Source organism: Cryobacterium sp. M23 (genome assembly GCF_002929655.1).
Classification (GTDB): Bacteria; Actinomycetota; Actinomycetes; order Actinomycetales; family Microbacteriaceae; genus Cryobacterium; species Cryobacterium sandaracinum.
In genome coordinates this window covers 103481-127847 of sequence record NZ_PJJV01000078.1, presented here as the reverse complement: position 1 = coordinate 127847, position 24367 = coordinate 103481, and the positions used below count along the sequence as shown (strand labels likewise).

The 24367-nt window shown below is 69.7% G+C and carries 19 protein-coding genes and 1 riboswitch; of the genes, 9 read left to right on the top strand and 10 right to left on the bottom strand.

Annotated elements, in window-relative coordinates:
• Window positions 1-209: 209 nt before the first annotated feature.
• Window positions 210-1631, bottom strand: a complete 1422-nt coding sequence (locus CXY82_RS13315) for an amidohydrolase family protein (RefSeq protein ID WP_104171336.1) — start codon at window positions 1629-1631, stop codon at window positions 210-212.
• Window positions 1632-1835: 204 nt separating this feature from the next.
• Between CXY82_RS13315 and pulA the strand changes: the two genes are divergently transcribed.
• Complete coding sequence (pulA, locus tag CXY82_RS13310; protein ID WP_104171335.1) at window positions 1836-7643, top strand: pullulanase-type alpha-1,6-glucosidase; 5808 nt, start codon at window positions 1836-1838, stop codon at window positions 7641-7643.
• Between the two features lie 19 nt (window positions 7644-7662).
• Here the strand turns inward: pulA and CXY82_RS13305 are convergent, their stop codons facing one another.
• From CXY82_RS13305 to CXY82_RS13295, 3 genes are all read right to left on the bottom strand, one after another.
• On the bottom strand, window positions 7663-10521 hold the full coding sequence (locus CXY82_RS13305; RefSeq protein WP_104171334.1) for a molybdopterin-dependent oxidoreductase: 2859 nt from the start codon (window positions 10519-10521) through the stop codon (window positions 7663-7665).
• Window positions 10518-11528, bottom strand: coding sequence for an FAD binding domain-containing protein (locus CXY82_RS13300; RefSeq protein ID WP_104171333.1), 1011 nt, complete (start codon window positions 11526-11528; stop codon window positions 10518-10520). The genes CXY82_RS13305 and CXY82_RS13300 overlap by 4 nt, the downstream gene beginning before the upstream one ends.
• A 311-nt stretch (window positions 11529-11839) precedes the next feature.
• Complete coding sequence (locus tag CXY82_RS13295; protein ID WP_233199345.1) at window positions 11840-12370, bottom strand: molybdenum cofactor biosynthesis protein B; 531 nt, start codon at window positions 12368-12370, stop codon at window positions 11840-11842.
• Window positions 12371-12463: 93 nt separating this feature from the next.
• Between CXY82_RS13295 and CXY82_RS13290 the strand changes: the two genes are divergently transcribed.
• The 7 genes from CXY82_RS13290 (at window position 12464) to CXY82_RS13260 (ending at window position 17668) form a co-directional block, all read left to right on the top strand.
• The gene (locus CXY82_RS13290; RefSeq protein WP_104171331.1) at window positions 12464-12886 is read left to right on the top strand and encodes a molybdopterin-binding protein; all 423 of its coding nucleotides are present in this window, start codon (window positions 12464-12466) and stop codon (window positions 12884-12886) included.
• A complete protein-coding gene (gene modA / locus CXY82_RS13285) occupies window positions 12883-13677 on the top strand; it encodes a molybdate ABC transporter substrate-binding protein (protein WP_199180967.1) in 795 nt (264 codons plus the stop codon). Before CXY82_RS13290 ends, modA begins: the two co-directional genes overlap by 4 nt.
• A gap of 73 nt (window positions 13678-13750) precedes the next feature.
• On the top strand, window positions 13751-14515 hold the full coding sequence (locus CXY82_RS13280) for an ABC transporter permease (RefSeq protein WP_233199344.1): 765 nt from the start codon (window positions 13751-13753) through the stop codon (window positions 14513-14515).
• Window positions 14512-15288, top strand: a complete 777-nt coding sequence (locus CXY82_RS13275; protein ID WP_104171329.1) for a sulfate/molybdate ABC transporter ATP-binding protein — start codon at window positions 14512-14514, stop codon at window positions 15286-15288. The genes CXY82_RS13280 and CXY82_RS13275 overlap by 4 nt, the downstream gene beginning before the upstream one ends.
• 55 nt (window positions 15289-15343) lie before the next feature.
• Window positions 15344-16660: an aminotransferase class V-fold PLP-dependent enzyme gene (locus CXY82_RS13270; protein WP_104171328.1), complete on the top strand. Its 1317-nt coding sequence runs from the start codon at window positions 15344-15346 to the stop codon at window positions 16658-16660.
• The gene (sufU, locus tag CXY82_RS13265) at window positions 16657-17205 is read left to right on the top strand and encodes a Fe-S cluster assembly sulfur transfer protein SufU (protein ID WP_104171327.1); all 549 of its coding nucleotides are present in this window, start codon (window positions 16657-16659) and stop codon (window positions 17203-17205) included. Before CXY82_RS13270 ends, sufU begins: the two co-directional genes overlap by 4 nt.
• 63 nt (window positions 17206-17268) lie before the next feature.
• Window positions 17269-17332: riboswitch (guanidine-III (ykkC-III) riboswitch) on the top strand.
• Between the two features lie 12 nt (window positions 17333-17344).
• A complete protein-coding gene (locus CXY82_RS13260) occupies window positions 17345-17668 on the top strand; it encodes a multidrug efflux SMR transporter (protein ID WP_104171326.1) in 324 nt (107 codons plus the stop codon).
• Window positions 17669-17781: 113 nt separating this feature from the next.
• On the opposite strand, the gene CXY82_RS13250 is transcribed toward CXY82_RS13260, so the two are convergent.
• Entirely contained in the window at window positions 17782-19146 is a 1365-nt protein-coding gene (locus CXY82_RS13250) for an HNH endonuclease signature motif containing protein (protein WP_104171325.1), read from the bottom strand.
• A gap of 622 nt (window positions 19147-19768) precedes the next feature.
• Between CXY82_RS13250 and CXY82_RS13245 the strand changes: the two genes are divergently transcribed.
• Window positions 19769-20119: a VOC family protein gene (locus tag CXY82_RS13245; RefSeq protein ID WP_104171324.1), complete on the top strand. Its 351-nt coding sequence runs from the start codon at window positions 19769-19771 to the stop codon at window positions 20117-20119.
• 180 nt (window positions 20120-20299) lie between these two features.
• Here the strand turns inward: CXY82_RS13245 and CXY82_RS13240 are convergent, their stop codons facing one another.
• The 5 genes from CXY82_RS13240 to CXY82_RS13220 form a co-directional block, all read right to left on the bottom strand.
• Window positions 20300-20932 (bottom strand): NUDIX domain-containing protein, encoded by a 633-nt coding sequence (locus CXY82_RS13240; RefSeq protein ID WP_104171323.1) that lies wholly within the window; start codon window positions 20930-20932, stop codon window positions 20300-20302.
• A gap of 76 nt (window positions 20933-21008) precedes the next feature.
• Window positions 21009-21419 (bottom strand): flagellar assembly protein FliW, encoded by a 411-nt coding sequence (locus CXY82_RS13235; protein WP_104171322.1) that lies wholly within the window; start codon window positions 21417-21419, stop codon window positions 21009-21011.
• Entirely contained in the window at window positions 21416-22306 is an 891-nt protein-coding gene (flgL, locus tag CXY82_RS13230) for a flagellar hook-associated protein FlgL (RefSeq protein ID WP_104171321.1), read from the bottom strand. Before flgL ends, CXY82_RS13235 begins: the two co-directional genes overlap by 4 nt.
• A 3-nt stretch (window positions 22307-22309) precedes the next feature.
• Entirely contained in the window at window positions 22310-23776 is a 1467-nt protein-coding gene (flgK, locus tag CXY82_RS13225; RefSeq protein WP_104171320.1) for a flagellar hook-associated protein FlgK, read from the bottom strand.
• A gap of 10 nt (window positions 23777-23786) precedes the next feature.
• Window positions 23787-24272 carry a flagellar protein FlgN gene (locus tag CXY82_RS13220; RefSeq protein ID WP_104171319.1) on the bottom strand — a complete coding sequence of 162 codons (486 nt, stop codon included), beginning with the start codon at window positions 24270-24272 and terminating at the stop codon, window positions 23787-23789.
• Window positions 24273-24367 lie beyond the last annotated feature (95 nt).

The window sequence follows — 24367 nt, the reverse complement described above, 5'->3', positions numbered from 1 at the left end:
GTCAGAAACCTAGACAGGAAGCGGCGTGCGGCCGTTAAGGCGCTCCGAAACACCCACGGATAGAGCAGGGGAGCCGAGATTCTACCGATTTCAGGGTGAAACGGATGCTGTGGGCCGGTTCTAAGCAAAATCTCCGTCGAATTCGTTCGGCCAGGGCGGGATTGAGGGCGGGACTGGAAGGCGGGAGGGCGGCTCAATCGCCGGGCGGCTCAACCGCCGGTCGGGGCGAGCACCCGGCGGCCGCGCACGAAGACGCCGGCGATCGCGGGCTGGCGGAGGGCCAGCAGAAGCGCGAAGAGGGTCTGGTCGGTGGCCATCTCCTCGTCGTCGGCTCGGATGCCGCGCTCGAGCACCGTGGCAAGGGGCTCCCAGCGGTCCGGCTCGATCAGGAGGAAGTCGGCGTCCTTGCCCACGTCGAAGTTGCCGAACCGGGCCTCCATGTCGAGTGCGCGCGCGCCGGCCAGGGTGCCGGTGAAGAGCAGGGCGGCCGGATCCAGCGACAGGCCCGCCTCTCCGGGCTCGGAGAGGTGCACCTTGAAACAGTCGTTGAGCACCCGGGAGATGAGCCATTCGTCGCCCGCGCCGACATCCGACCCGATCGCCACATTCACGCCGAACGACGTCGTGCGCAGCCACGGCATGGTGCCCGATCCCAGGAACTGCTGCGACGTGGGGCAGTGCGCCACGCTCGTTCCGGTCTCGGCCAGGCGGGCCAGCTCGCTGTTCTCGCAGTGCACGGCGTGGGCGAGGATGCTGCGCCGCCCTAGCAGGCTCGACCCGCCCCGCGCCGAACCCGGCAGGAACCGGCCGTCGTAGGTGTCGAGGTAGGTGTCGACCTGATAGACCGACTTCACGACGCCGATCTCGCCCGTGCCGGGCCGGTTGTTCTCATTCAGGTGGCTGTGGAAGTAGACCCCTTGGCCGCGCACCGCGTCGTAGAGCTCGCCGAGCCCCGCCAGGGTCGTGGGGGTGACGGAGAGGCTGAACCGCGGCACCACCGCCACCTGAAGCAGCGCGGTGGCGGGGTCGCCGGTGTCGACCGCGTGCCAGCGGGCGATCTCATCCGTCACAAGCTCCAGGGCCCTGGCCTCGCTCGTGAGCAGCGCCTGCGCGGGCTTCGAACCGACCGTCTGGATTCCGCGCCCGCTGACCAGGCGCAGTCCGGCCCGGTGCGACTCCTCGAACAGGGCGTCCTGCGCGGGAGGGAACGCGGAGCCGAAGACTAGGGCGCTGGTCGTGCCCGCGGCGACGCGGCGACGGGTGAAGTCCCGGGCGATCTGCTCGCCGAACCCGGGGTCGGCCAGGCGAGCCTCGGCCGGGAAGACGCAGTTGTCCAGCCACTCGAGCAGCTGGCCGCCGCCATAGGAATCCGTGGAATAGGTCTGCGGGAAGTGCACGTGGGTGTCGACGAAGCCGGGCAGGATGAAACCGCCCCGGTTGTCGGTGACCGCCAGGGTTTCGTAGACGGCAGGGAGGTCGACGAATGAGCCCACCCAGGCGATCCGGCCCGTGTCGGTGGTCACCAGGACGCCGTCGGGCAGGGACACGAGGTGCCGGTGCGCGGCGGCCACGGTGGGGGAGCCGGCAATGTGGAAGATGTGGCCGCGGTAGACCCGGCTGGACGGTGTCACGTGAGAGCCCGTTCTCTGTTCGTCGTTCTCTTCCAGTGGACTCGTTTCCACCGGACTCGTTCAGTGTATTGGGGGTCGTCAGGCTCGACCGCCGCGCGATCAAGTAAACGCTTGCAGCAAACGCTTGCATAAGCGGTACGCGACGGAGTAGCGTCACATCTGTTGTTCTCAGCGCCACCGGGCGCGAGACAGGGGGAGTCACTGTTGACGAAACGCACCGCTACACGCCGCCCGGCCATCCGCCGCATTGTGGCCACGATCGGAGCCGGCGCGATCGTTCTCTCCGGTCTCGCCTTCTCCGAGGTGTCCGCGGCCGCCGCCACCCCGACGGTCGCCCTGGTCGGCAGCCTGCAGAGCGAGTTGGGCTGCACGGAGGACTGGCAGCCGGCCTGCGAGTCCACCGAGCTGGCCCCGACGGGCGTCGACGGGGTCTGGTCCGCCGAGTTCACGGTGCCGGCCGGCAGCTACGACTATAAGGTCGCCTTCAACGACGCGTGGGACGAGACCTACGGGCTGGACGGTGGTGCCGACAACATCCCGCTGACCATCGCCGGTGAAAGCCGGTTGAGCTTCACCTTCGACCACAACCGGAAGCGCGTCGGCCTCGAGGTACTCTCCCTGGCCGGTGCCTACTCCGCGGAGGACGAGGCCGTGGCGGCCGCGCCCATCCGCCAGCCCGGCAGCGACGAGCAGTTCTACTTCGTGATGACCGACCGGTTCAAGGACGCCGACCCGGCCAACAACACCGCCGGCCTCGGCGACGACCCACTGGTGTCCGGCTACGACCCCGCGAACAAGGGCTTCTACAACGGCGGCGACCTCGCCGGGCTCCGTTCCCAGCTCGACTACATCGAGGGTCTCGGCACGAGCGCCCTCTGGCTCACGCCGTCCTTCAAGAACCGGGCCGTGCAGGGCGAGGGCGCGAACGCGTCCGCGGGCTACCACGGCTACTGGATCACCGACTTCACCCAGATCGACCCGCACCTCGGCACCAACGCCGAGCTCAAGGCGCTCATCGACGACGCGCACGCCCGCGGCATCAAGGTGTACTTCGACATCATCACCAACCACACCGCCGACGTCATCGACAACGAGGAGAAGCAGTACTCCTACATCGACAAGGCCACGTCGCCCTACACGACCGCGGCCGGCGAGCCCTTCGACCCGGCCGACTACGCGGGGACCAACGAATTCCCGACCCTCGACGGGATATCCTTCCCCTACACGCCGTTCGTCGCGGCCGCCGACGCCACGGTCAAGGTGCCGGCCTGGCTGAACGACCCGACGCTATACCACAACCGGGGAGATTCGACCTTCGAGGGTGAGAGCAACCTCGACGGCGACTTCTCCGGCCTCGACGACCTGATGACCGAGAACCCGGCCGTCGTGAACGGCTTCGTCGACGTGTACACGGACTGGGTCGACCTCGGTATCGACGGCTTCCGCATCGACACGGTCAAGCACGTCAACCTGGAGTTCTGGGACACGTGGTCCACGCAGGTGCTCGACTACGCGCACGCCGCCGGCAAGCCCGACTTCTTCATGTTCGGTGAGGTCTACGACGCGGATGCCGCGAAAACGTCCCCGTACGTGCGCAAGACCGACCTCAACTCGGTGCTCGACTTCGGATTCCAGTCGCAGGCGACCAGCTTCGCCGCCGGCAACTCCGCGAAGGGGCTCAGCCAGCTGTTCGCCTCCGACGACCTCTACACGACTCCCGACTCCAACGCCTCCGCGCTGCCGACCTTCCTCGGCAACCACGACATGGGCCGGATCGGCTACTTCCTGAAGAACACCGATGACCCGCTGGCCCGCGACGTGCTCGCCCACGAGCTCATGTTCCTGACCCGCGGCCAGCCGGTGGTCTACTACGGCGACGAGCAGGGTTTCATGGGCGCGGGCGGCGACAAGGACGCCCGCCAGTCGTTGTTCGCCAGCCAGGTGCCCGAGTACGCGAACCAGCCGCTGATCACCGGCGAGACCGCCGGTTCGGTCGACCGGTTCGGGACGGATGCGCCGCTCTACAGTCGGATCGCTGAGCTCTCCGCGCTGCGGAGCGACCACCCGGCCCTCGCGACGGGCGCCCAGATCGAGCGTTACGCCGACACCGGGGCCGGCGTCTACGCGTTCAGCCGGGTCGACCGCACGGAGAAGATCGAACACCTCGTCGCCGTCAACAACTCGGCCGCGGCGAAAACCGTGACGATCCCCGCCCTCACCACGGGTGCGTCCTACTCGGTGCTGTTCGGCGACACCGCTTCCGCGTTATCCGGCGATACCGGCGACCTGGCCGTCACCGTGCCGGCCCGCGGCTCGGTCGTGCTCGTGGCCGACCGACCCGTCAGCGCTCCGGCCGCGGCCGCCGCGATCACGGTCGCCGCCCCGGCAGCCGGAGCCGGCGTCACCGGCGTCTCACCCGTCGGGGCCACCGTCGACGACGGGACCTGGCAGGAGACCGGCTTCGCCTGGCGGGTCGTGGGTGACACTGCGTGGACCAGCCTCGGCACCGCCGAAGACACCACTCCGCGGGTCTTCCACGACACCGCCGGCCTCGCCACGGGCACCCTGGTCGAATACCGCGCCGTCTCCACGGATGCCGCCGGCCAGCGGGCCGCCGCGTCCAGCTTCGCTTCCGTGGGCAACACGGTTTCGCTCGCCGATACCGGCACGCCCGACGCCGCGATCGACCTGGTCACGGTGGCCGGTAGTCACAACTCCGAGATGGGTTGTGCCGGGGACTGGCAGCCCGGCTGTGAGGCCGCGAAACTGACCCTCCGGGCCGACGGCATCTACGCCGGCACCTTCGACCTTCCGGCCGGCGACTACGAGTACAAGATCGCCGTCAACGGCTCCTGGGACCTCAACTACGGTTCCGGCGGTGTTCCCGGCGGCGACAACGTGAGCTACACGACCGACGGCGGCCCGGTCACGTTCTACTTCGACCCGCGCAACAACTTCTTTCAGGGCACGGCCGAGGGCGATATCGTCGTCGCGGCCGGTTCCTTCCAGGAGGAGGCCGGTTGCCCCGGAGACTGGAAACCGGACTGCCTCGCAACCTGGCTGCAGGACGTGGACGGCGACGGCATCCTCACCCTGAGTTCGAACACCCTGCCGACCGGCTCATACGAGGCGAAGGTCGCGCACAACCTCGGCTGGGACGAGAACTATGGCGCCGACGGCGTGCCGAACGGCGCGAACCTGTCGTTCACGGCCACCGAGGGCAAGGAAACCCTGTTCAGCTACGACCTCGCCGCCCACGTGCTCACGATCACGGTGACCGACCCGCCGCTGGCCGGCACCGGAGCGCAGCGCGCGCACTGGGTAAGCGAGAAGACTCTCGCCTGGCCGCGTGACCTGCTGCCCGCGAATGCCGACCCGGCCGCGCTCGGTTACATGCTGCACTCCTCGTCGGCCGCCGACCTGGCGGTCACCGACGGAGCGGTGACCGGCGGTGACACGGTCGCCCTCGAGTACGACCCGGCCGGTCTCTCCGACGCGGAGAAAGCGCGTTTCCCGGCCCTCGCCGGGTCCGTGGCCCTGCGCCCGGTCGGTGTGGACCGGACAGAGTTGGAACGGCTGCTGACCACCCAGCTGGCGGTGGCCCAGTCCGGCACCGGCACCGGCACCGGCACCGACACCGACACCGACACCGACGACACCACAGGCATCCTCACCGCGTTCACGGGCGTGCAACTGCCCGGCGTGCTCGACGACCTCTACGCGGATGCCGCAGCGGACCGGACGCTCGGCGTCACCTGGTCGAAGAAGCGGCCCACGATCGCGGTCTGGGCTCCCACGGCGCAGAACGTCGACGCGCTCGTCTGGACGTCGGGCGACACGGCCGGCCCGGAGCGCATCGCGTTGACGCGCCAGGATGACGGCACGTGGACCGCGACCGGCGCCAAGAACTGGACCGGCGCATCCTTCGTCTTCGAGGTCACGGTGTTCGCGCCGACGACGGGGAAGATCGAGGTGAACCAGGTCACCGACCCGTACTCGGTCGCCCTGACGCAGAACTCCACCCGGTCGGTGCTCGTCGACCTGGCCGATAAGGCTTACCGCCCCAAGGCGTGGGAGAAAGCGAAGGCGCCGGTCACCGTGAAGGCCGTGGACCGGTCGATCTACGAACTGCACGTGCGCGACTTCTCGATCTCCGACGACACCGTTCCGGAAGAGCTCCGCGGCACCTACGGCGCGTTCGGGGTCGACAGCGCGGGAACCCGGCATCTGTCCGAGCTGGCGGCTGCCGGGCTCAACACCGTGCACCTGCTGCCGACCTTCGACATCGCAACGATCCAGGAAGACCGCGCCCTCCAGGCCGTTCCGGCCTGCGACCTGGCCTCCTTCGGACCGGCCTCGCCGGGCCAGCAGGCGTGCATCCAGGCGATCAGGGACCAGGACGGCTTCAACTGGGGCTACGACCCGTTCCACTTCTCGGCGCCGGAGGGGTCCTACGCGGTGAACGCCCACGGCGGCGCCCGGGTGGCCGAGTTCCGCGGCATGGTGGGGGCCCTGCACGAGGACGGCCTGCAGGTCGTACTCGACGAGGTATTCAACCACACCGCGCAGAGCGGCCAGGGGGAGAAATCGGTGCTCGACCAGGTCGTGCCCGGTTACTACCACCGTCTCAACCCGCAAGGCTCCGTCGAGACCTCCACCTGCTGCCAGAACATCGCCACCGAGCACGAACTGGCCCAGAAGCTCATGGTCGACTCCGTCGTGCTCTGGGCGAAGGAGTACCGCGTGGACGGGTTCCGGTTCGACCTGATGGGCCACCACTCGAAGGCCAACCTGCTGGCCGTGCGGGATGCCCTCGACGCGCTCACCCTGAAAAAGGACGGCGTGAACGGCCAGGCGATCTACCTCTACGGTGAGGGCTGGAACTTCGGCGAGGTCGCGAACAACGCCCTGTTCGAGCAGGCGACGCAGGGCCAGCTGGGCGGAACCGGCATCGGCACGTTCAACGACCGGCTGCGCGACGCGGTGCACGGCGGCAGCCCCGTCGACGGCAGCACCGTGCAGCAGCAGGGCTTCGGCACCGGGCTCGGCACCGATCCCAACGGCGTGGCGATCAACGGCACCCCCGAGCAGGCGCTCGCCCGGCTCGGGCAGGCCAGCGACCTGGTGCGGCTCGGCCTGGCCGCGAACCTGCGCGACTTCAGCTTCGTCACCAGCGACGGCACGGTGAAGCGCGGCGACGAACTCGACTACAACGGGTCGCCGGCCGGGTATGCGGACCAGCCGGACGAGGTGATCAACTACGTCGACGCGCACGACAACGAGACGCTCTACGACCTGCTCGCCCTCAAGCTGCCGGCCGACACCGGGATGAGCGACCGGGTGCGCATGAACACCCTGTCCCTGGCCACCGCGACCCTGTCGCAGGCGCCATCGCTCTGGCACGCCGGAACCGACCTGCTGCGCTCGAAGTCGCTCGACCGCGACAGCTACAACTCGGGCGACTGGTTCAACCGCATCGACTGGACCGGCCAGACCAGCAACTTCGGCGTCGGTCTGCCGTCAGCGGCCGCCAACGAGGACAAGTGGGCCATCATGCGCCCGCTGCTCGAGGACCCGGCCCTCAAGCCGACGCCGGACGACATCTCGTTCGCGTCGGCCCAGGCCCAGGACCTGCTGCGCCTCAAGCAGTCGACCGAGCTGTTCCGGCTCGGCGATGCGAAGCTGATCAACCAGAAGCTGACCTTCCCGGCCAGCGGACCGGACGCCACCCCCGGCGTCATCGCCATGAGCGTCGACGACACGATGGGAGGCGACGTCGACAAGAAACTGGACGGCCTGCTGGTGCTCTTCAACGCCAGCCCCGAACCTCAGACGGTTCTGCTCAGCGAGTTGGCCGGGCGCGGCTACGCCCTCAGCGGCATCCAGGCCGCCGGGAGGGATGCGCTCGTCAAGTCGACGACCTGGGACGCGGCGACCGGCACGGTAACCGTTCCCGCCCGCACGGTCGCGGTGCTCGTCGACGCGCAGGAGCGGACGGCGAAGAAGCGGTAACCCGCGGATCGCACCCCGTTCAGGAGCGAACGGGGTGCAGCAGCCGCCAGATCCGGTCGCGCGACATCGGCAGTTCGGTGGGACGGATGCCGATGGCGTCGCGCACCGCGTTCGCCAGGGCGGGCGCCACCGGGTTGTAGGGCGACTCGCTCATCGACTTCGCCCCGAACGGGCCGAGCACGTCGCTCGTGTCCGCGAAGTACACCTCGGTCACGGGCAGGTCGGCGAGCTGCGGGATGTGGTAATTCCGCAGCACGCTCGTGGTCACGGTGCCCGCCCCGTCGAGGATGACCTCCTCGTAGAGCGCGGTGCCGATCGCCTGCGCGACCCCACCCTCGATCTGGCCCCGGCACTGCTCCGGGTTCATCACGACCCCGGCATCCGCCGCCTGGATCGACTGCAGAATGCGCACCTCGCCGGTCTGCGTGTTCACGGCCACCCGGAACGCGTGCACGTTGAACGCCACCGAGCGGCGGGCGCCGTCTTCGGCGCCGACACCGCGGAGAGCGGATGCCCCGGGCACGGATGCCCCGGTTACGGATGCCTGCCCGGCCAGTTCGGCCAGCGACGTGAACACCGCTCCGCTGCGCAGCCCGTCGGGTTCCAGGGTCCAGGCGGCGGCGGGGATCTCCGGGTGCCTCTCCGTGGCGGCGGACCGCAGCGTGTCGGCCAGGTCGTTCGCCGCCGCGAGCACGGCCTTGCCGGCGATGACGACGCCCGCGGAGCCGAACGCGCCGGTGTCGTAGCCGATGGCATCAGTGTCGGACTGCAGGATCTCGATCCGGTCGGCAGTCGTGTGCAGGGCCGTGGCGGCGAGCTGCGCGTGCACCGTGGTGGTGCCGTTGCCGAACTCGGCCGTGCCGACGCGGACGGTGTAGCGGGTGGGGGATTCGAGGACCGCGTTTTCGAGGGTGACCGAGGCCTGCGCGTAGTGCCCGCGCGGCGGGGTGGTCGCGATCATGGCGGTGGCCATGCCCTCGCCGGTCTTCCAGTGCTCGCCGGACGGCACGGTGGCGCCGTTGCCGCGGGCCAGGGCCGTCTGGGCCAGGTCGAAGCACTGGTCGAGTCCGTAGCTGCCGAAGATGAGGTCCTCGCCCTCCACGTGGGTGACCACGAGCGGGTCGTTCGGGCCGACCGAGTTTCGCCGGCGCAGGTCGAACGGGTTGATGCCGACGGTGCGGGCGAGCTCGTCGAGTGCGGACTCGACGCCGAAGATCACCTGGCCGAGGCCGTAGCCGCGGAAGGCGCCCGACGGGAGGTTGTTCGTGTAGACGCTTCGGGCATCCACCCGCTTGTTGGGCACCCGATAGAGGCTGACCGACTCGGAGCTGCCGTGGAACATCACCCCGGGGCCGTGGTTGCCATAGGCGCCGGTGTCGGCGAGCAAACCCAGCTTCAGTGCGGTGAGGCGGCCGGCGTCGTCGGCGCCGAGGGTGACGTCGATGCGCATGGGGTGACGGGCCGGGGAGAGGGTGAACTCGTCGGAACGGCTGAACTCGTATTGCACGGCGCGCCCGGTCTTCAGCACCGCGAGCGCGACGATGTCCTCGGTCAAAATTTCCTGCTTGCCGCCGAAGCCGCCGCCGACCCGGGCCGTGAACACGCGCAGCCGCTCCGGGTCGAGGGCGAATAGGCGGCAGATCTCGCGGTGCACCAGGAACGGCACCTGGGAACTGGTGCGCAGGATGAGCCGGTCGCCGCCTGCCGATGCGTCTGCCGTGCCGGGCTCCAGCCAGCCGATGGTGGCGTGCGTCTCCAAATGGGTATGCGCCACCCGTTGGGTCTGCCAGGTTCCGCTCACGCTGTGGGCGGCGCCGGCCAGGCCGGCCGCGATGTCGCCGTATTCGCCGTGCAGCTCGGCCACCAGGTTGCGGGTCGGGTCGGCCAGCCGGCTCGCGGTGGCATCCTTGTCGCCGTGCACCAGGGGAGCGCCGGGCAGGAGAGCGGCGTGCGGGTCGAAGACGGCCGGGAGCGTCTCGTAGTCGATCTCGATCAGGCGGCAGGCGGCCTCGGCGATGGCGAGGGTGTCGGCGACGACGGCCGCGACGCGCTGGCCGCGGAACCGCACGACCGAATCGAGCACGAGGGTGTCGTCGGGGTCGTCGAGGCGGTCCTCGTGCCGGGCGGTGGAGAACAGGGTGGCCGGGGAGTCGGCGTAAGTGAGCACGGCGTGCACCCCGGGCAGGGCCGCGGCTGCCTCGGTTTGGATCGAACGGATGCGCGCGTGCGCCTGCGTGCTCTGCAGCACGCTGAGGTGCAGGAGGCCGGGCACCGTGACGTCGAGGGTGTACGGCTCCTGCCCACTGACCACGCGTTCGCTGGCCGGGGCCGCCAGGGAGGTGCCGACCGTGCCGGGGCGCGGTCCGGTCTGGACGACCGGGCCCAGGCCGGTGCGTGCCGGTGCGTCGGTGCGACAGGAGCCGTCTGACCTGGCTGAGCCGTTGACGGGGGTGTGGCTGCCGCGGATGGCGTCCTCGATGGCGCGGTAGCCGGTACAGCGGCACAGGTTGCCCTTGAGCAGGCGGGGGAGGTCGTCAAGGTCGGTCTCGGTCAGGGCGGACGCGGTCACGATCATGCCGGCGGTGCAGAACCCGCATTGGAACCCGGCGGCGTCGACGAAGCGCTGCTGGATCGGGGCCAGATCACCGGGCAGGCCGAGCCCGGCCACGGTCGTGACCTCTGTGCCCTCGGCCCGGAACGCCGGGTAGATGCAGGAGTGCACCGGTGTGCCGTCGACCAGCACGGAGCAGGCGCCGCAGTCGCCGGTGTCGCAGCCCTTCTTGACTTCGAAGTGCTCCTGGTCGCGGATGAAGGAGCGCAGGCACTGCCCGGGGGCAGGGGAGGCGTCGACGGGTTCGCCGTTGATCTGGAATCTCATGAGCGGTCTCCGTTCCGGGGTGCCGCCTGGTCTCGCGCGGCCGGTTCGGGTTCTTGTCTCGGTTCGGGCTGCTGTTCCAGCTCGGCTCGGATCTCCTCGCCGAGCACGCCGCTCACGGCGCGGCGCCAGTCGGCGGCGCCGTGGGCATCCGTGAACCAGCAGTCGATGGCGGCGATGTCCTGGGCAAGTGTGCCCGCGTCGGGCAGGGAGTCGTAGCGCAGCTGCACCGGACGCACGGTGCCGGCGGTGACGGTGAGCACGAAGCGGCCGGTGCCGGCGCTGGCGTCGCGGGCGGTTGTGTCGTCGCTGTCGGAGAGGTCGGCGCGGTCGAGCCGGCCGATCAGCACGGCGCCGGAGCGGCCGAGTGGGGAGAGGGCGATCTTGCGGTATGCGGTGCGGGCCGCCAGCGAGGAGGTCGGCACGTGGATGGACCGCAGCACATCGCCGGTGCGGAGCGCGTTGGTGGTGTTGCCGGTGACGAAGGACGCTGCGGGCATCCGTTCGTCGCTGCCGTCATGACGCCAGATCAGCACCTCCGCGTCGAGGGCGGCAGCCAGGCTGGTCATCGGGCCGGCTGGCAGGGAGGCGCAGAGGTTGCCGCCGACGGTGGCGACGTTCCAGATCTTGAATGAGCCGTACAGGGCGGTGCAGCACTGGAAGATCAGCGGATGCGCGGTCCAGCCGGGTGCGGCCGCCAGCCGGGAGAGTTCGGCGATGGTGCAGGTGGCGGCGATGGTGAGGCCGGGGGTGGTGCCGGTGGCGCGCTCGCCGGTGTGGGCATCCGTGCCGGTGGCGGCATCTGGGCCGGTGTCCAGGGTGCCGGCATCCGTCGTCAGGGTCAGAGCGGGCCAGCCCAGGGTCTGCAGGTCGACCAGCCCGGTGAGGTGCGTCTGCGGGTCGGCGAACAGGTCGGAGCCGCCCGCGAGCGGGGCCACCTGGGCGTCGAGGAGCGCGAGATCGTCACGGTGACGGGCGGGGGTGATCGTGAGCACGGTGTTGAGGTCCATCGTTTCCCTCACTCGACCGCTCGGGTGCAGGTCGACACCCTGAATTATCCACTCGCCCGAGTCGCCCCGCGAGTCGACGCGCGTGCTCGCGGCATCCTCACGGCGAGCCACCCTGTTTTCGCGCAGGGCACGGGTGCGCGGAAGGGTGGGGGCGAACCAATTCGACGGAGATTTTGAGCCAAAAGCGGAGTTTAGGCGTGTTTTGGGCCGATTTGACCAGAGTCTCCGTCGAATTCGTTCGGGCCGGAGCCGGTGGGGCTAGTGGAGCCAGAGGAGCTCGTGGGGCCAGTGGGGCCAGTGGGCCAGTCCAGCTAGTGGTCCACACCGTGGAGCTGGTCGAGGATGTGGTCGAGCACGTCGGCGAGGAGACCCAGCCCATCCTTCACGCCGTTGGGGGAGCCGGGGAGGTTGATCACCAGGGTGCGCCCGCGGGCGATCCCGGCGTGACCGCGCGAGATGACGGCCAGAGGGGTGGATGCGGCGCCGCGGCGGCGAAATTCCTCCATCAGCCCGGGGAGCAGCCGGTCGAGGTGCGGGAGGGTCTGCTCAGGGGTGAGGTCGTGGGGGCTGACGCCCGTGCCGCCCGTGGTGATCACAAGGTCGATGCCAGCGTCGAGGGCCTCGATCAGGGCAGCGCCGACCGGGGCGCCGTCGGGCACGACGCGGCGCTCGCCGAGCGTGAAGCCGCGCTCTCGCAGCCAGGCATCGAGGACGGGGCCGGTGCGGTCCGGGTAGACCCCGGCCGCGGCGCGGGTGGAGGCGACGATGACCTGCGCGCGGCGCGGTGCGCGCGGTGCGCGTGGTTCGGTGGGTTCGGACGGAGTCGACGGAAGGTTCGCTATGGCGGTCACGCGCTCCATCCTGCCCCACTGCGGCAGCCGCGTTCCCGCCCCTCCCGGTGTCTATTCCGCAGATGCGGTAATAAGATGCTCAATATGTCTCAGATACGGATCAAGGAAGCCGCCGGATACCTCGGGGTCAGCGACGACACCCTGCGGCGCTGGATCGACAATGGGGCGCTCGCCGCGAGCACCGACGACGCCGGACGCATGGTCGTCGACGGATCCGACCTGGCCCACCTGGCCCGGGAGACCGCGCTGGCCCGAGAGGACGCGCTGTCGCCCGCGGATCCGTCCACGACGGCGAGCTCGGCCCGCAACCGTTTCGTCGGGCTGGTCACCCGCGTGGTGAGCGATCCGGTGATGAGCCAGGTCGAGCTGCAGTGCGGCCCCCACCGGGTGGTGTCCCTGATGAGCACCGAGGCCGTGCGTGACCTCGGCCTGGTGCCGGGGTCGGTGGCCGTGGCCGTGGTCAAGGCCACCACCGTGATCGTCGAAACCCCGAAGGGCCAGTCGTGACCCGATTGTGGAGCGTGCGCGTCGCGGTCGGGCTGGCGGCGGCATCCGTCGTGCTGGCCGGCTGCGCAGGAACGGCCGGGGCCTCGTCGGGGGCAACCGGGGCGCCTACGGGGCAGGGCGAGACGCTCACCGTGTTCGCCGCGGCATCCCTCACCGATACCTTCACGGAGCTGGCCGACCGGTTCGAGGCCGTCCATCCCGGCGTAACGGTCGCGCTTAACTTCGGGGGCTCGGCCGACCTCGTGACCCAGATCCGGGAGGGCGCCCCTGCCGATGTGTTCGCGGCCGCGGACGCCAGGACCATGGCCAAGCTCAGCGGCGACGGCCTCCTCGACGGCGTCCCGGTGGTCTTCGCCACCAACACCCTCATGATCGCCGTGCCCGCCGACAACCCGGCCGGCATCGATTCCTTCGCCGACCTCGCCGCGCCGAATGTGGACGTAGTGGTCTGCGCGCCGCAGGTGCCGTGCGGCGCCGCGCTGCCGGCCCTCGAGGCGGCGGCCGGAGTCCGGCTCGCGCCGGTGAGCGAAGAGAACGCCGTCACCGGCGTGCTCGGCAAGGTCACATCGGGCGACGCGGATGCCGGGCTCGTCTATGTGACCGACGTAACCTCCGCCGGCGACGCGGTTCTCGGCATCCCGGTGCCGGAGGCAGATCAGGCCGTGAATGAATATCCGATCGCCGTCGTGGCGGGCAGTGAGCAGGCGCTGCTCGGGGCAGCCTTCACCCGGTTCGTGACCGGAGCGACCGGTCAGACCGTGCTCGGGGCGGCCGGTTTTGGCGCGCCGTGAGGTGGTGGTGAGTCGCTCCGACTCCCACACCGGCCCCCACACCGGCCCCCACGACGGCCGGGTCACCCTCGGCGTGCCTCGCTGGACCCTTCTCGTGGCTGCCCTCGGCGCCCTGTTCATCGTGCTGCCGATCGTAGGCATGACCCTGCGCGTTGACTGGTCCCGGTTCGGTGCGCTCGTGACCTCCGAAGCGGCGGTCGCGGCGCTGCTGCTCAGTCTGCGCACCGCCATGATGAGCACCGTGCTCTGCCTGCTGTTCGGCGTGCCGATGGCTCTCGGCCTGGCCCGCAGCCGGTTTCCCGGACAACGCCTCGTGCGCGCCGTCGTTCTGCTGCCGCTCGTGCTGCCGCCCGTTGTGGGCGGTATCGCCCTGCTGTCGACCTTCGGGCGCCGCGGCCTGCTCGGCGAGACCTTCGAGGTGCTCGGCATCCAGATCGCGTTCTCGACCACCGCCGTCGTGCTCGCGCAGACCTTCGTGGCGCTGCCGTTCCTGGTGCTGAGCGTGGAGGCGACCCTGCGGGCCTCCGGCGCGCGCTTCGAGGCGGTCGCCGCCACGCTCGGCGCCACCCCCGGCACGGTCTTCCGGCGGGTGACGCTACCGCTGGTGCTGCCCGGTCTGGTCTCCGGCGCGGTGCTCGCGTTCGCGCGCGCGCTCGGTGAGTTCGGGGCGACCCTCACGTTCGCCGGCAGCCTGCAGGGGGTCACCCGCACGCTGCCGCTCGAGATCTACCTGCAGCGGGAAACGGATGCGGATGCGGCCGTCGCCCTTGCTCTCCTCCTCGTGGCCGTCGCTCTGATCGTGATGGTCGCCACCCACCGGCCGCGCGGACTGTCGTGACCTTCGAGCTGGCCGCCGTGATGCGTCGGCGCGGACTGGAGGTCGCCTTCACCGTGTCGCCGGGCGAGACGGTGGCGCTGCTCGGCTCCAACGGGGCCGGCAAGTCCACCATCGTCGAGCTCTGCGCGGGTCTGCTGCGGCCCGATTCGGGTCGGGCCACCCTCGACAGGCAGGTCTTCTTCGATCTGGCGGCCGACGGTGCAGACCGTGTCGGCGGTGCAGACCGTGCCGACGGTGGGCGGCCGGGCATCTTCACACCGCCGCACGCCCGACGCACGGTGCTGCTCGCCCAGGAGCCGCTGCTCTTCCCGCACCTGAACGTGCGCGACAATGTGGCGTTCGGGCCGCGCAGCGCGGGGGAATCCCGGGCTGCGTCACGACTTCTCGCCGACGAGTGGCTCGCCGCCGCCGAGGTGTCCGACTTCGCCGACCGGCGGCCCGGGATGCTGTCCGGCGGCCAGGCCCAGCGGGTCGCGGTGGCCCGGGCTCTCGCGGCCAGCCCGCGGCTGCTGCTGCTCGACGAGCCCATGACCGCGCTCGACGTGGCGGCGGTGCCCGCCCAGCGCCAGTTGCTGCACCGGGTACTGCTCGATCGGTCCGTCATCCTGGTCACCCACGACCCGCTCGACGCCCTCGCGCTGGCCGACCGGGTGATTGTGCTGCAGGGCGGGCGCATCATCGAGGAGGGGCCGACCCGCTCGGTGTTCGCGCACCCGCAGGCCGAGTTCACCCGGGCCCTGACGTTCGGGCTCGACCTGTCTGCCTCGCCGTGACACCCCTGTCAGAGTTCGGTGTGCATTGCCCGGGGGAGGGAATACGCTGGTTGATATGACGTCTTCCGCTTCACCGTCCACCCGTGCGATGGCTCGCCCGCTGACGGACGAGGAAGTCGACCGCATCCGCAACGACTTCCCGATTCTCGATCAGCTGGTCAATGGGCATCCGCTCAATTACCTCGACTCGGGCGCTACCTCGCAGAACCCGCTCAGCGTCATGGAGGCCGAGCAGGAGTTCTACGAGCAGCGCAACGCAGCCGTGCACCGCGGGGCCCACACGCTCGCGTTCGGAGCCACCGAGACGTTCGAGGCAGCCCGGGCGACCGTGGCCGCGTTCATCGGGGCGGAGGCCGACGAGATCGTCTGGACGTCGAACGCGACCGAGGGCATCAACCTCGTCGCCTACGCCTTCTCCAACGCGTCGCTCGGCCTCGGCGGCCCCGCGGCGACACGATTCTCACTCGGCGCCGGCGACGAGATCGTCGTCACCGAGATGGAGCACCACGCCAACCTGATTCCGTGGCAGCAGCTCGCGTTGCGTACCGGCGCGACCCTGCGGTTCATCCCGGTTCAGGGTGACGGCACGCTCGACCTGGCCGCGGCGGCGGGAGTCATCGGAGCCCGCACCCGCCTGCTCGCGCTCACGCACGCCTCCAACGTGGTGGGCACGATCAACCCGGTCGCCGAGCTCGTAGCTCTGGCCCGCTCGGTGGGCGCGCTGGTGCTGCTGGACGCCTGCCAGTCGGTGCCGCATCTGCCTGTGGATGTCGCCGCCCTCGACGTGGACTTCGCCGTCTTCTCCGGGCACAAGATGCTCGGCCCGACCGGCATCGGTGTGCTCTACGGCAAGGCCGAGCTGCTCGCGGGCATGCCGCCGTTCCTCACCGGCGGATCCATGATCACCACCGTGGACATGCACACCGCCGAGTTCCTCGCCCCGCCGCAGCGGTTCGAGGCCGGTACCCAGCGCATCTCCCAGGCGATCGCCCTGGCCGCCGCGGTGGAGTACCTGACCGAGACCGGGATGGAACGCATCGCCGCGCGCGAGGCCGAACTGGGGCAGCGCCTCGTGGCCGGGCTCGTCGGCATTCCCGGGGTGCGTCTGCTCGGGCCGCCGGCCGGAGTCGACCGCATTGGTCTGGCCAGTTTCGACCTGGCCGGGGTGCACGCCCACGATGTCGGTCAGTACCTCGACGAGGCCGGTATCGCGGTGCGCGTCGGGCACCATTGCGCCCAGCCGCTGCACCGCCGGCTCGGCGTGACCGCGTCGACGCGGGCGAGCACCTACCTGTACACGACCACCGACGAGGTGGACCGGTTCCTGGCGACCCTGGCCGAGGTTGCCCCGTTCTTCGGAGTGAAGTCATGACCCAAAGTGCCATGCAGCAGCTCTACCAGCAGATCATTCTCGACCACGCCAAGGCCCGGCACGGTGCCTCGGCGGAGAGGCTGCCACCCCTCGAGGAAGCCGGGACTGCTGCCGGTGCTTCCCCTGCCGGTGCGGGTTCCGGGTTGCGCGTGACGGAGTCGCACCAGGTGAACACGACCTGCGGGGACGAGGTGACCGTGCGCATCGGCCTGCGTGCCGGTGAATCCGGCGGCTCGCCCGCGTCGGCCGGCGAGCCTGCCGACGACGTCGTGATCGAGGAGTTCGCCTGGGCCGGCGACGGATGCTCGATTTCGATGGCCTCGGCATCCGTGCTGCACGACATCGTGCGGGGCGAGAACGTCGCCACCGCGCGGGCCGTGCTGAACACCTTCCGCGAGATGCTGCGCTCGCGCGGCACGATCGAGCCCGACGAGGACGTGCTCGGTGACGCTGCCGCCTTCGCCGGCGTCTCTCGTTACCCGGCCCGCGTCAAGTGCGCGATGCTGCCGTGGGTGGCGTTCGAGGCGGCTCTGCTCGCGGGGTAGGGCTCGTGTAGGGCTTGTGTAGGTCTGCGCAGGGATCGCGCAGGCTCGGAGGCTAGGGTGGGCCGAGGCCGCGCGACGCGGCTCCGGACGACGGTTCAGTACCCGGCACGCGACAAGACTGGCCACGGGAGCTGTTGTCATGTCGTGGATCATTCTCATTGTGTCCGGGGTTCTGGAAGCGGTCTGGGCCACGGCGCTCGGTAAGTCGGCCGGGTTCACCCGACTGTGGCCATCCGTCGTGTTCGCGGTGGCGCTCGCGCTCAGCATGGGCGGGCTGGCCTTTGCCATGCGGGACATCTCGACCGGGACCGCGTATGCCGTCTGGGTCGGGATCGGTGCGGCGCTCACCGTGCTCTACGCCATGGTCTTCGGCGCCGAGCCGGCTTCTCTGCTGAAGATTCTGCTCATCCTCGGCCTAGTGGGGTGCGTCGTCGGGCTGAAATTCGTCGACGCCGCACACTGAGACGGACGCTGAGCGCGTCCGACGCTGCGAGCATCAGAGCATCGGAGCATCGGAGCATCGGAGCATCGGAGCATCGGAGCATCGGAGCATCGGAGCATCGGAACGGTGGAACATCAGAACGGTGGCGGCTCGTCCGCTTCGGGTGGCCGAGACCTCGCGTCAGATGAAGGCCCCGGCTGCGGCCCCGGCTTCGGTCGACGCTCCGGCGCACGGATGATCGTGGCCGGCTCACTGATGAACGTGCGCCCGGTCGGCGATGTCCACTTCAGCGTGCCGTCCGGCAGGTGCACGTAACTCCACCGGGTCTCTGACTTCAGCGCATGGTCGGCCGAACACAGATGCGCCAGGTTGTCGTGCTCCGTCAGCCCGTCGAACTGCCAGTCGAGGGTGTGGTCGATGTCGCACTGTGTCGCCGCCCGGCGGCAGCCCGGCCACCGGCAGGTTTCGTCTCGCACCCGGAGGTACCGTCGCAGTTCCTTCGGCACCTTGTAGCGGGTGCGCCCGACCGAGAGCACCACTCCCGTCTCCGGGTGGATCAGGATTCGGATGAAGCCGGGTGCCCGAGCCGCGATCTCGCGTGCGGTGTCGGGGTCGATCGGTCCGTATCCCTCGAGGTGGCCGGGTTCCTCGGAGTGGCCGAGGAGCGTCATCACCGGGACGGTCACGTGCACCGAGCCCCGGATTCCCTTGCCCACCCCGGAGGCGGTGACCCCGTCGAGGATGAGGTCTTCGAACACGTCCGCCCGCAGCTGCGTCAACGCGCGGGTCTCGTTCGGGCCCTGCAGGCTCATCCCCATCACGGTGAGGCGGTCGTACCCGGCCTTCACCTTCTCCGCCGAGTCGAACCAGTACAGCGACGCCATCCCGTCGGGCTCCGGCTCGAAGACCACCGTGCGGTCGGCCACCGATTTCTGGTGCCGGGCTGTGATCGACTCCGGGTGCTGCCGTTCCCGCATGACGCGTGCCTTGTACTTCAGGTTGGCCACGGTCAGGTGCGGAGCGGATTTCAACAGCGCCTCTTCGAACCCGGCCAGTGCCTCGGCGGGGAGTGACCAGGCCTGGTTCATGATCGCCTGCGCGTGCCGGTACGTGATCGACCCGTCCTGCAGCGCGGCCCGGGTGGCGGGCAGCTCATTCATCAGGGTCTGGCTTTCGGCGATCAGGGTCTCGGTCGAGCGCACCGGCAGCCGCAGGGTGCACGCCAGCTCGGTGACGAACTCCCGTTTGGCGACCATGGCGGCATCCCACCGGGCACGAGGCACCCCGGCCGTGACCCCGGACATGGCCGGAGGACCTTCCCGAGCCTTGTCTTTGGCTGCCTGGACCGCGTCCCGGGCCAGGGCCTCGGCGAACCGGCGGGCCTGATCGACCTGCTCGGCCAGGCGGGCGTCGACCCGGGCGGACTCCGCCTGCGTCTCCCGAATCGCATCGAAGTGACGACCCAGGCGTTCTAGCTGCTCACGGTATGAGGGCTTCATGAGTCACACGTTACGGGCGGCCACTGACATTCGTGGGGCCAGATCGACACCCGTCAGTACCCTGTGGATAACCTGATCACACCCGTATTGTGGAGGAGTAGAGCAACGCGCCCAGGGCCCGCTACGGGCATCCGCTACTGGGCCGGCGGCACGCATCCGTTGTCACGTAAACGCGGAGATTTCTGGCAAAACACCGGTTGTGGTCGCTGGTTGCCCGGCGTGTCGCGAGAATCTCCGAGGTCAGCGAATTCGACCGAGACGGATGCCCCGGCGAACCTCTGGAGGTCGACGCACCGGGTCTCGACAAGCTCGACCACCGGGCCGACCACCGGGGCTGGCCATCGGAAACGGCTCTTCACTCGGGCGGGCCTTCGGCGTATGTTTGAGGTGGAAAAAGCGAAAAGTCAACGCCCGCCGGGATGGTCAACCTACCCCTGCTGGGCGAAAAGTTCCGGCCACGATTCGCGCTCACCGCTTCACCGACAGTCGGCACTCCGCCTCGGTAGCACGCCCTGATCGACATCCAGTGCGGCGCGGGATGCCCGATACGCGGCGGCTTCAACGTCTACCCCTCCACACGCGGCACGAATCACCTGCACCACCAAGGAGGCGTTTCACAACGATGAAAGAACTGCACACCGTGTTACCGGCGGCGGAACTCAAACGAGCCCAGTCGTTCTACCACGACGCGCTCGGCCTCGACCCCGACGAAACCCACGAGGGAGTCCTCGTGTACCACGTCGGGTCGGGATCGGTCTTCGAGATCTACGAGACCAGTAAGGCCGGCACGGCCCAGAACACCCAGATGGGCTGGATCACGGATGACCTCGACGCCGAGATGAGCACGCTCCGCGAACGCGGAGTCGTCTTCGAGGAATTCGACATCCCCGGCATGAAGACGGTGAACGGGGTCGTCACGGCCGACGACATGAAATCGGCCTGGTTCCGCGACACCGAAGGCAACTTCATCTGAATCTCGCAGACGATCTAGCCACCCCAGTCACCCCACTCACCGATCCCGGGCGGCGCGGAGGCGCCGCCCGGTCCCTCGCTTGGCCGTCATGCTCGGCGCGTGCTCAGTGCGTGCTCAGTGCGTGCCCGGCGCATGCTCGGCGCATGCTCGGCGCGTGCCCGGCGCGTGCTCGGCGCGTACTCAGTGCGCGCCCAGCCGGTGTACCAACTCGCGAAGCACCACGACCAGGCGGTCGCCGAAACCCTGCGGGACCTGCTGCGGCAGGGCATCCGTCGGCCACCAGGCGACGTCTTCGCTCTCGTGGCTCGTCACGGGCATCGCATCGGCCCGTGCGACAGCCGCGAAACCGATGTCCCAGTGCGTGGTGCAGCGCCCGAACCGCGAACTGAGCGCGTGCCGGTGCACGTCGACCGGCAACGGGTCGCCGGTCCCGGCAACGAGTCGGCCGTCGAGAGGACTGAGTTCGGCGATGCCGCCCTCTTCGCGGGCCTCGCGCAGTGCGGCCGCGGCCACGGAGGGGTCGGATGCCTCGATGTGCCCGCCGAGTTGCAACCAGAACCGGCCCTTTTTATGGAAGCAGAGCAGCACGCGACTCAGGTCCGGAGTGAAGACGAAGCAACTCGCGGTCAGATGCTCGGCGCCGCCGTCGCGGTCGAGCGCAGAACCGCGGCCCGCCCGCACGAAGTCGATATATTCGCTTCGCAACCGGGCCTGGGCCGGGTCGACCGGCATCCAGCCGGCCAGGAGCGTCTCAACGTCGAGTGCTGCGGGGAGGTGGTGTGCGCCGCAATGCAGATCGATGCCCTGGGTCATATCCGAAGGCTATCCGCCGGGCGACACCCAGCAGTGCAGCCACTCGGTCGCCAAGCCGGCAGGGTGAGCCGTCCGGTCAGGCCGAGCGGGCACCCAGCTCGGCGCGGAGCGGCCAGTCCTGGCCGTCGAGGATGATCTGCGCCGAGCGACCGGACGCGGCATTGACGACGATCGGCGCCATCAGGTTCACGGTCGTTCCGTCCTCGCCGGGGTTCGTCACCACGAGCAGCAGCGCGTCATCCGGCCCGGTCAGGTCGAGCGATGCCGCGTGCTCGTCGCTGATCACGGGGGAGTAATCGGGCAGGTAGACGGATGCGTCGAGCACGAACAGACGGGTTCGCTGGTCCTCTGCGGACTGCAGCGAGAACAGGCCGTCGGCGCCGGGAATCTCGGTCAGGCTGAACTCGGTCAGCGGGTCCAGCCCGGGCGGCGGGGACACGAAGCTCAGGGCTGCGGTCACGGTGCCGGCGGTCGAAACGGCGCTCATCGGAGGAAGTCCATCAGCGTCGGCTGGAGCACCCGGGCGGTGACCGACAGGGCCGCCTGATAGGTGACCTCCTGCAGTTTCAGGTCCAGGATGGCCTGGCCGAGGTCGATATCCTCGATTCCGGCCCGCTGGGCCTCGAGATTTCCCTTGTGCTGCACGAGTGCTTCCCCGGCTTTCTGGATCTGGGCCTGACGCACACCGACATCGGTCTGCGCCGTGAGCACGGTCTTCATTGCCAAGTCTATGGCTGTGAGGTGGGCACCCACGTTCGTGCCGGCGCGCAAGTCGTCGGCGATGGTGCCGATCAGAGCAAAAATCGAATTCGTAGCCGTGCCGAAGATGGCGGCGCCGTCGGCGTCGACCCTCACGGTGGTGTCCGCGCCGATGCGGCGGTCGACGCTCGCGGTCGCGGTGCCCGTGAAGGTGAAGTCGGGGTCGTCCCGGAAGGCGAGCCCGGCATCCGAATTTCCGGCGAAGACGCTGCGGCCCAGGTAGTCGGCGTTCGCCTGCGCGAGCAGGTTCTGGGTGAGGCCGTCGAGGCGGGCCGCGATGGCCTCCTTCGCGGCGGGGGAGAGAGCGCCGTCGTTGGCACCCTGCACGGTCAGGTCGCGCACCTGGTTCAGCAGGTTCGTGGCCTCGGCCAGTGCCATGCTGGCGGTGGTGAGCCAGCCGTCGCCGTTGTCGGCGTTGCGGGCGTACTGCGTGACCGCGCGCTGCTCGGCGCGCACGGTGAGGGAATCGGCTGCCCGAGCGGGGTCGTCGGAGGGGCGGGCGATGGCCTTGAGCGTGGTGGCCTGCTCCTGCAACTGCGCCATCCGGGCGAGGTTGGCCTGCAGATTGGTCTGCGCGGAGCGCATCTGGGTCTGGGAGGTGACGCGGGCGATCATGGGTTACCTTCCCACCAGTCCGGTGCGATTGATCAGGGTGTCGAGCATTTCGTCCACGGCGGTCAGTACCCGGGCGGCGCCCTGGTACGCGTGCTGGAACATAAGAAGGTTGACGTTCTCCTCGTCGAGATCGACGGAGGAGTTCGACAGCTGAGCGCCCACCGCGGCGGTCGAGGTGAGGTCGGCGAGGGATGCCTGGCGCAGCGCGTTCTTCGTGGTCACGGCCAGCGAGGTGACAATGTTCGACCAGTCGGTGCTGGGGGACCGCACCGGGTTTCCCGCGGCGTCCACGGCCGTGCCGGCGCCGAGCTGGGCGATCCTGTCGGCGATGGAGCCGTCGAGGGCGCCGTTCGCGGTGAGCCCGGTTGAGAGCTCGGCGGCGTTCGTCGGCAGGACGAACAGGCCCAGCGCGGCCGGTCCCGTGCCCGCTGAGCCGAAGAAGGGGCCGGGGCGGGTCGAGTTGTCGCCGGTGGAGTAGATCGCGTTGACCTTCGCGGCCAGGCCCGTGGCGAAGGAGTTGTACGCCGCGGCGGCTTCGGCGAGGGCGCCGCCGGTGCCGGCGGCATCCGTTTTCGTGAGCAGGGAGAGCGCGCCGGCGAGCTCGCCGCCGTCGACGGGGATCGCGCCGGTGCGGTCGGCCCACTCCACGCGCACGGGCCCGGCGGTGCCGGCCGGGTCGGTGAGGCCGTTCGGACCGTCGAGGGTGCGCGCACCGAGCGCAACGAGTGGGCGGGCGGTGTCGCCGGTGACCAGCGCGTTGCCGCCCACGAGCACGTCGACGGTGCCGTCGGGGCGGTTGACGACGGTGCCGCCGGTGAGGGCGGCCAGGGTCGTGGTGAGACCGCTGCGCTGGTCGATCAGCTCGTTGGCGTTTCCGCCGCCCGCAATCGACTGACGGATGCGCGCGTTCAGCTCGGCCACCTGGGCGGCCGCGCCGTTGATCTCGGCGACCATGGTGTCCACGCTTCCGCGTTCCGACGACCACTTTGCGGCGACCGCCTGGTACCCCTGCCTGATCTGGGTGGTGACGGCGCCGGCCTGGGACAGCAGCACCCCGGCGGGCGCGGTCTCACCGGCGGCGTTGGCCACGTCGTGCCAGCCGGCCCAGAATTCCTGCAGCTGGGCGGAGAGCCCGTTCTCGCCGGGCTCCTTCAGCGAGGCCTCGACGGAGCTCAGCGCGTTCGCCCGCACCGCGGAGTATCCGGCGACCGCGGCGGTGCCGCGCACCTGGGCGTCCAGCGACGCGCTGCCGAGGCGGGCGATTCCGTCGACGCTGACACCCTGGCCGGGGCGCACCCCGGAATTCATCAGGCCCACACGGGTCGACGCGTCCACCGCGGAGGTCGTCACCCGCTGCCGGGTGTACCCCTCCGTGTTCGCGTTGGCGATGTTCTGGCCCACGACGTCGAGACCCTGCCGGGCGGCGACCAGGCCGGTGTAGGCGGTGTTGAGTCCTCCGAAGGTGCTCATCGCGGCATCCTCACAGAATCTGGTCGAAAAGTCGGGAGCCGGTGGGGCGCGCACCGGCGGCCCCGGTGGCGTCATACGTCTGGGTGTTCGCGCGCACGTCGGCCAGGGTCTCCTGGCTGGAGCGGGCGGCGGAGCGCAGCAGCTGCTCGTTGGCGTCGCGCAGTTCCTTGATCTGGGTGGTCAGTTCACCCATCGCCTTGAGGTGCGCGGCCATGATCTCGGACCACGGGCCGGCGGGGGCGTGAGCCACGAGCTCGCGCAGGGTGGCGTCTTCGGCCGTTCCCCAATCGAGGGCGACGGCGGCAACCTCGACCGAGCGGGCGAGGCCGGCATCCCGAACGTGGCCGAGCACCTGCTCCACCTCACGGGTGCCCTGCTGCAGCCAGCGGGTCTTGCCGTTGGTCAGCAGCAGCTGTTCCTCGTCGAGTTTGAAGACGAGCAGTTCGAGGAGCTCCCGCTCGCGCCACAGCAACGCTGATAGTTCATTGGCGCCCACGTCTCCTCCAACTGCCTGTCGTCTGGTGCGGCCGGTCCGCGCAAAATCGCGCAGGTCAACGGCTTGTTACTACGACTATCGGCAGGTGACGGCCC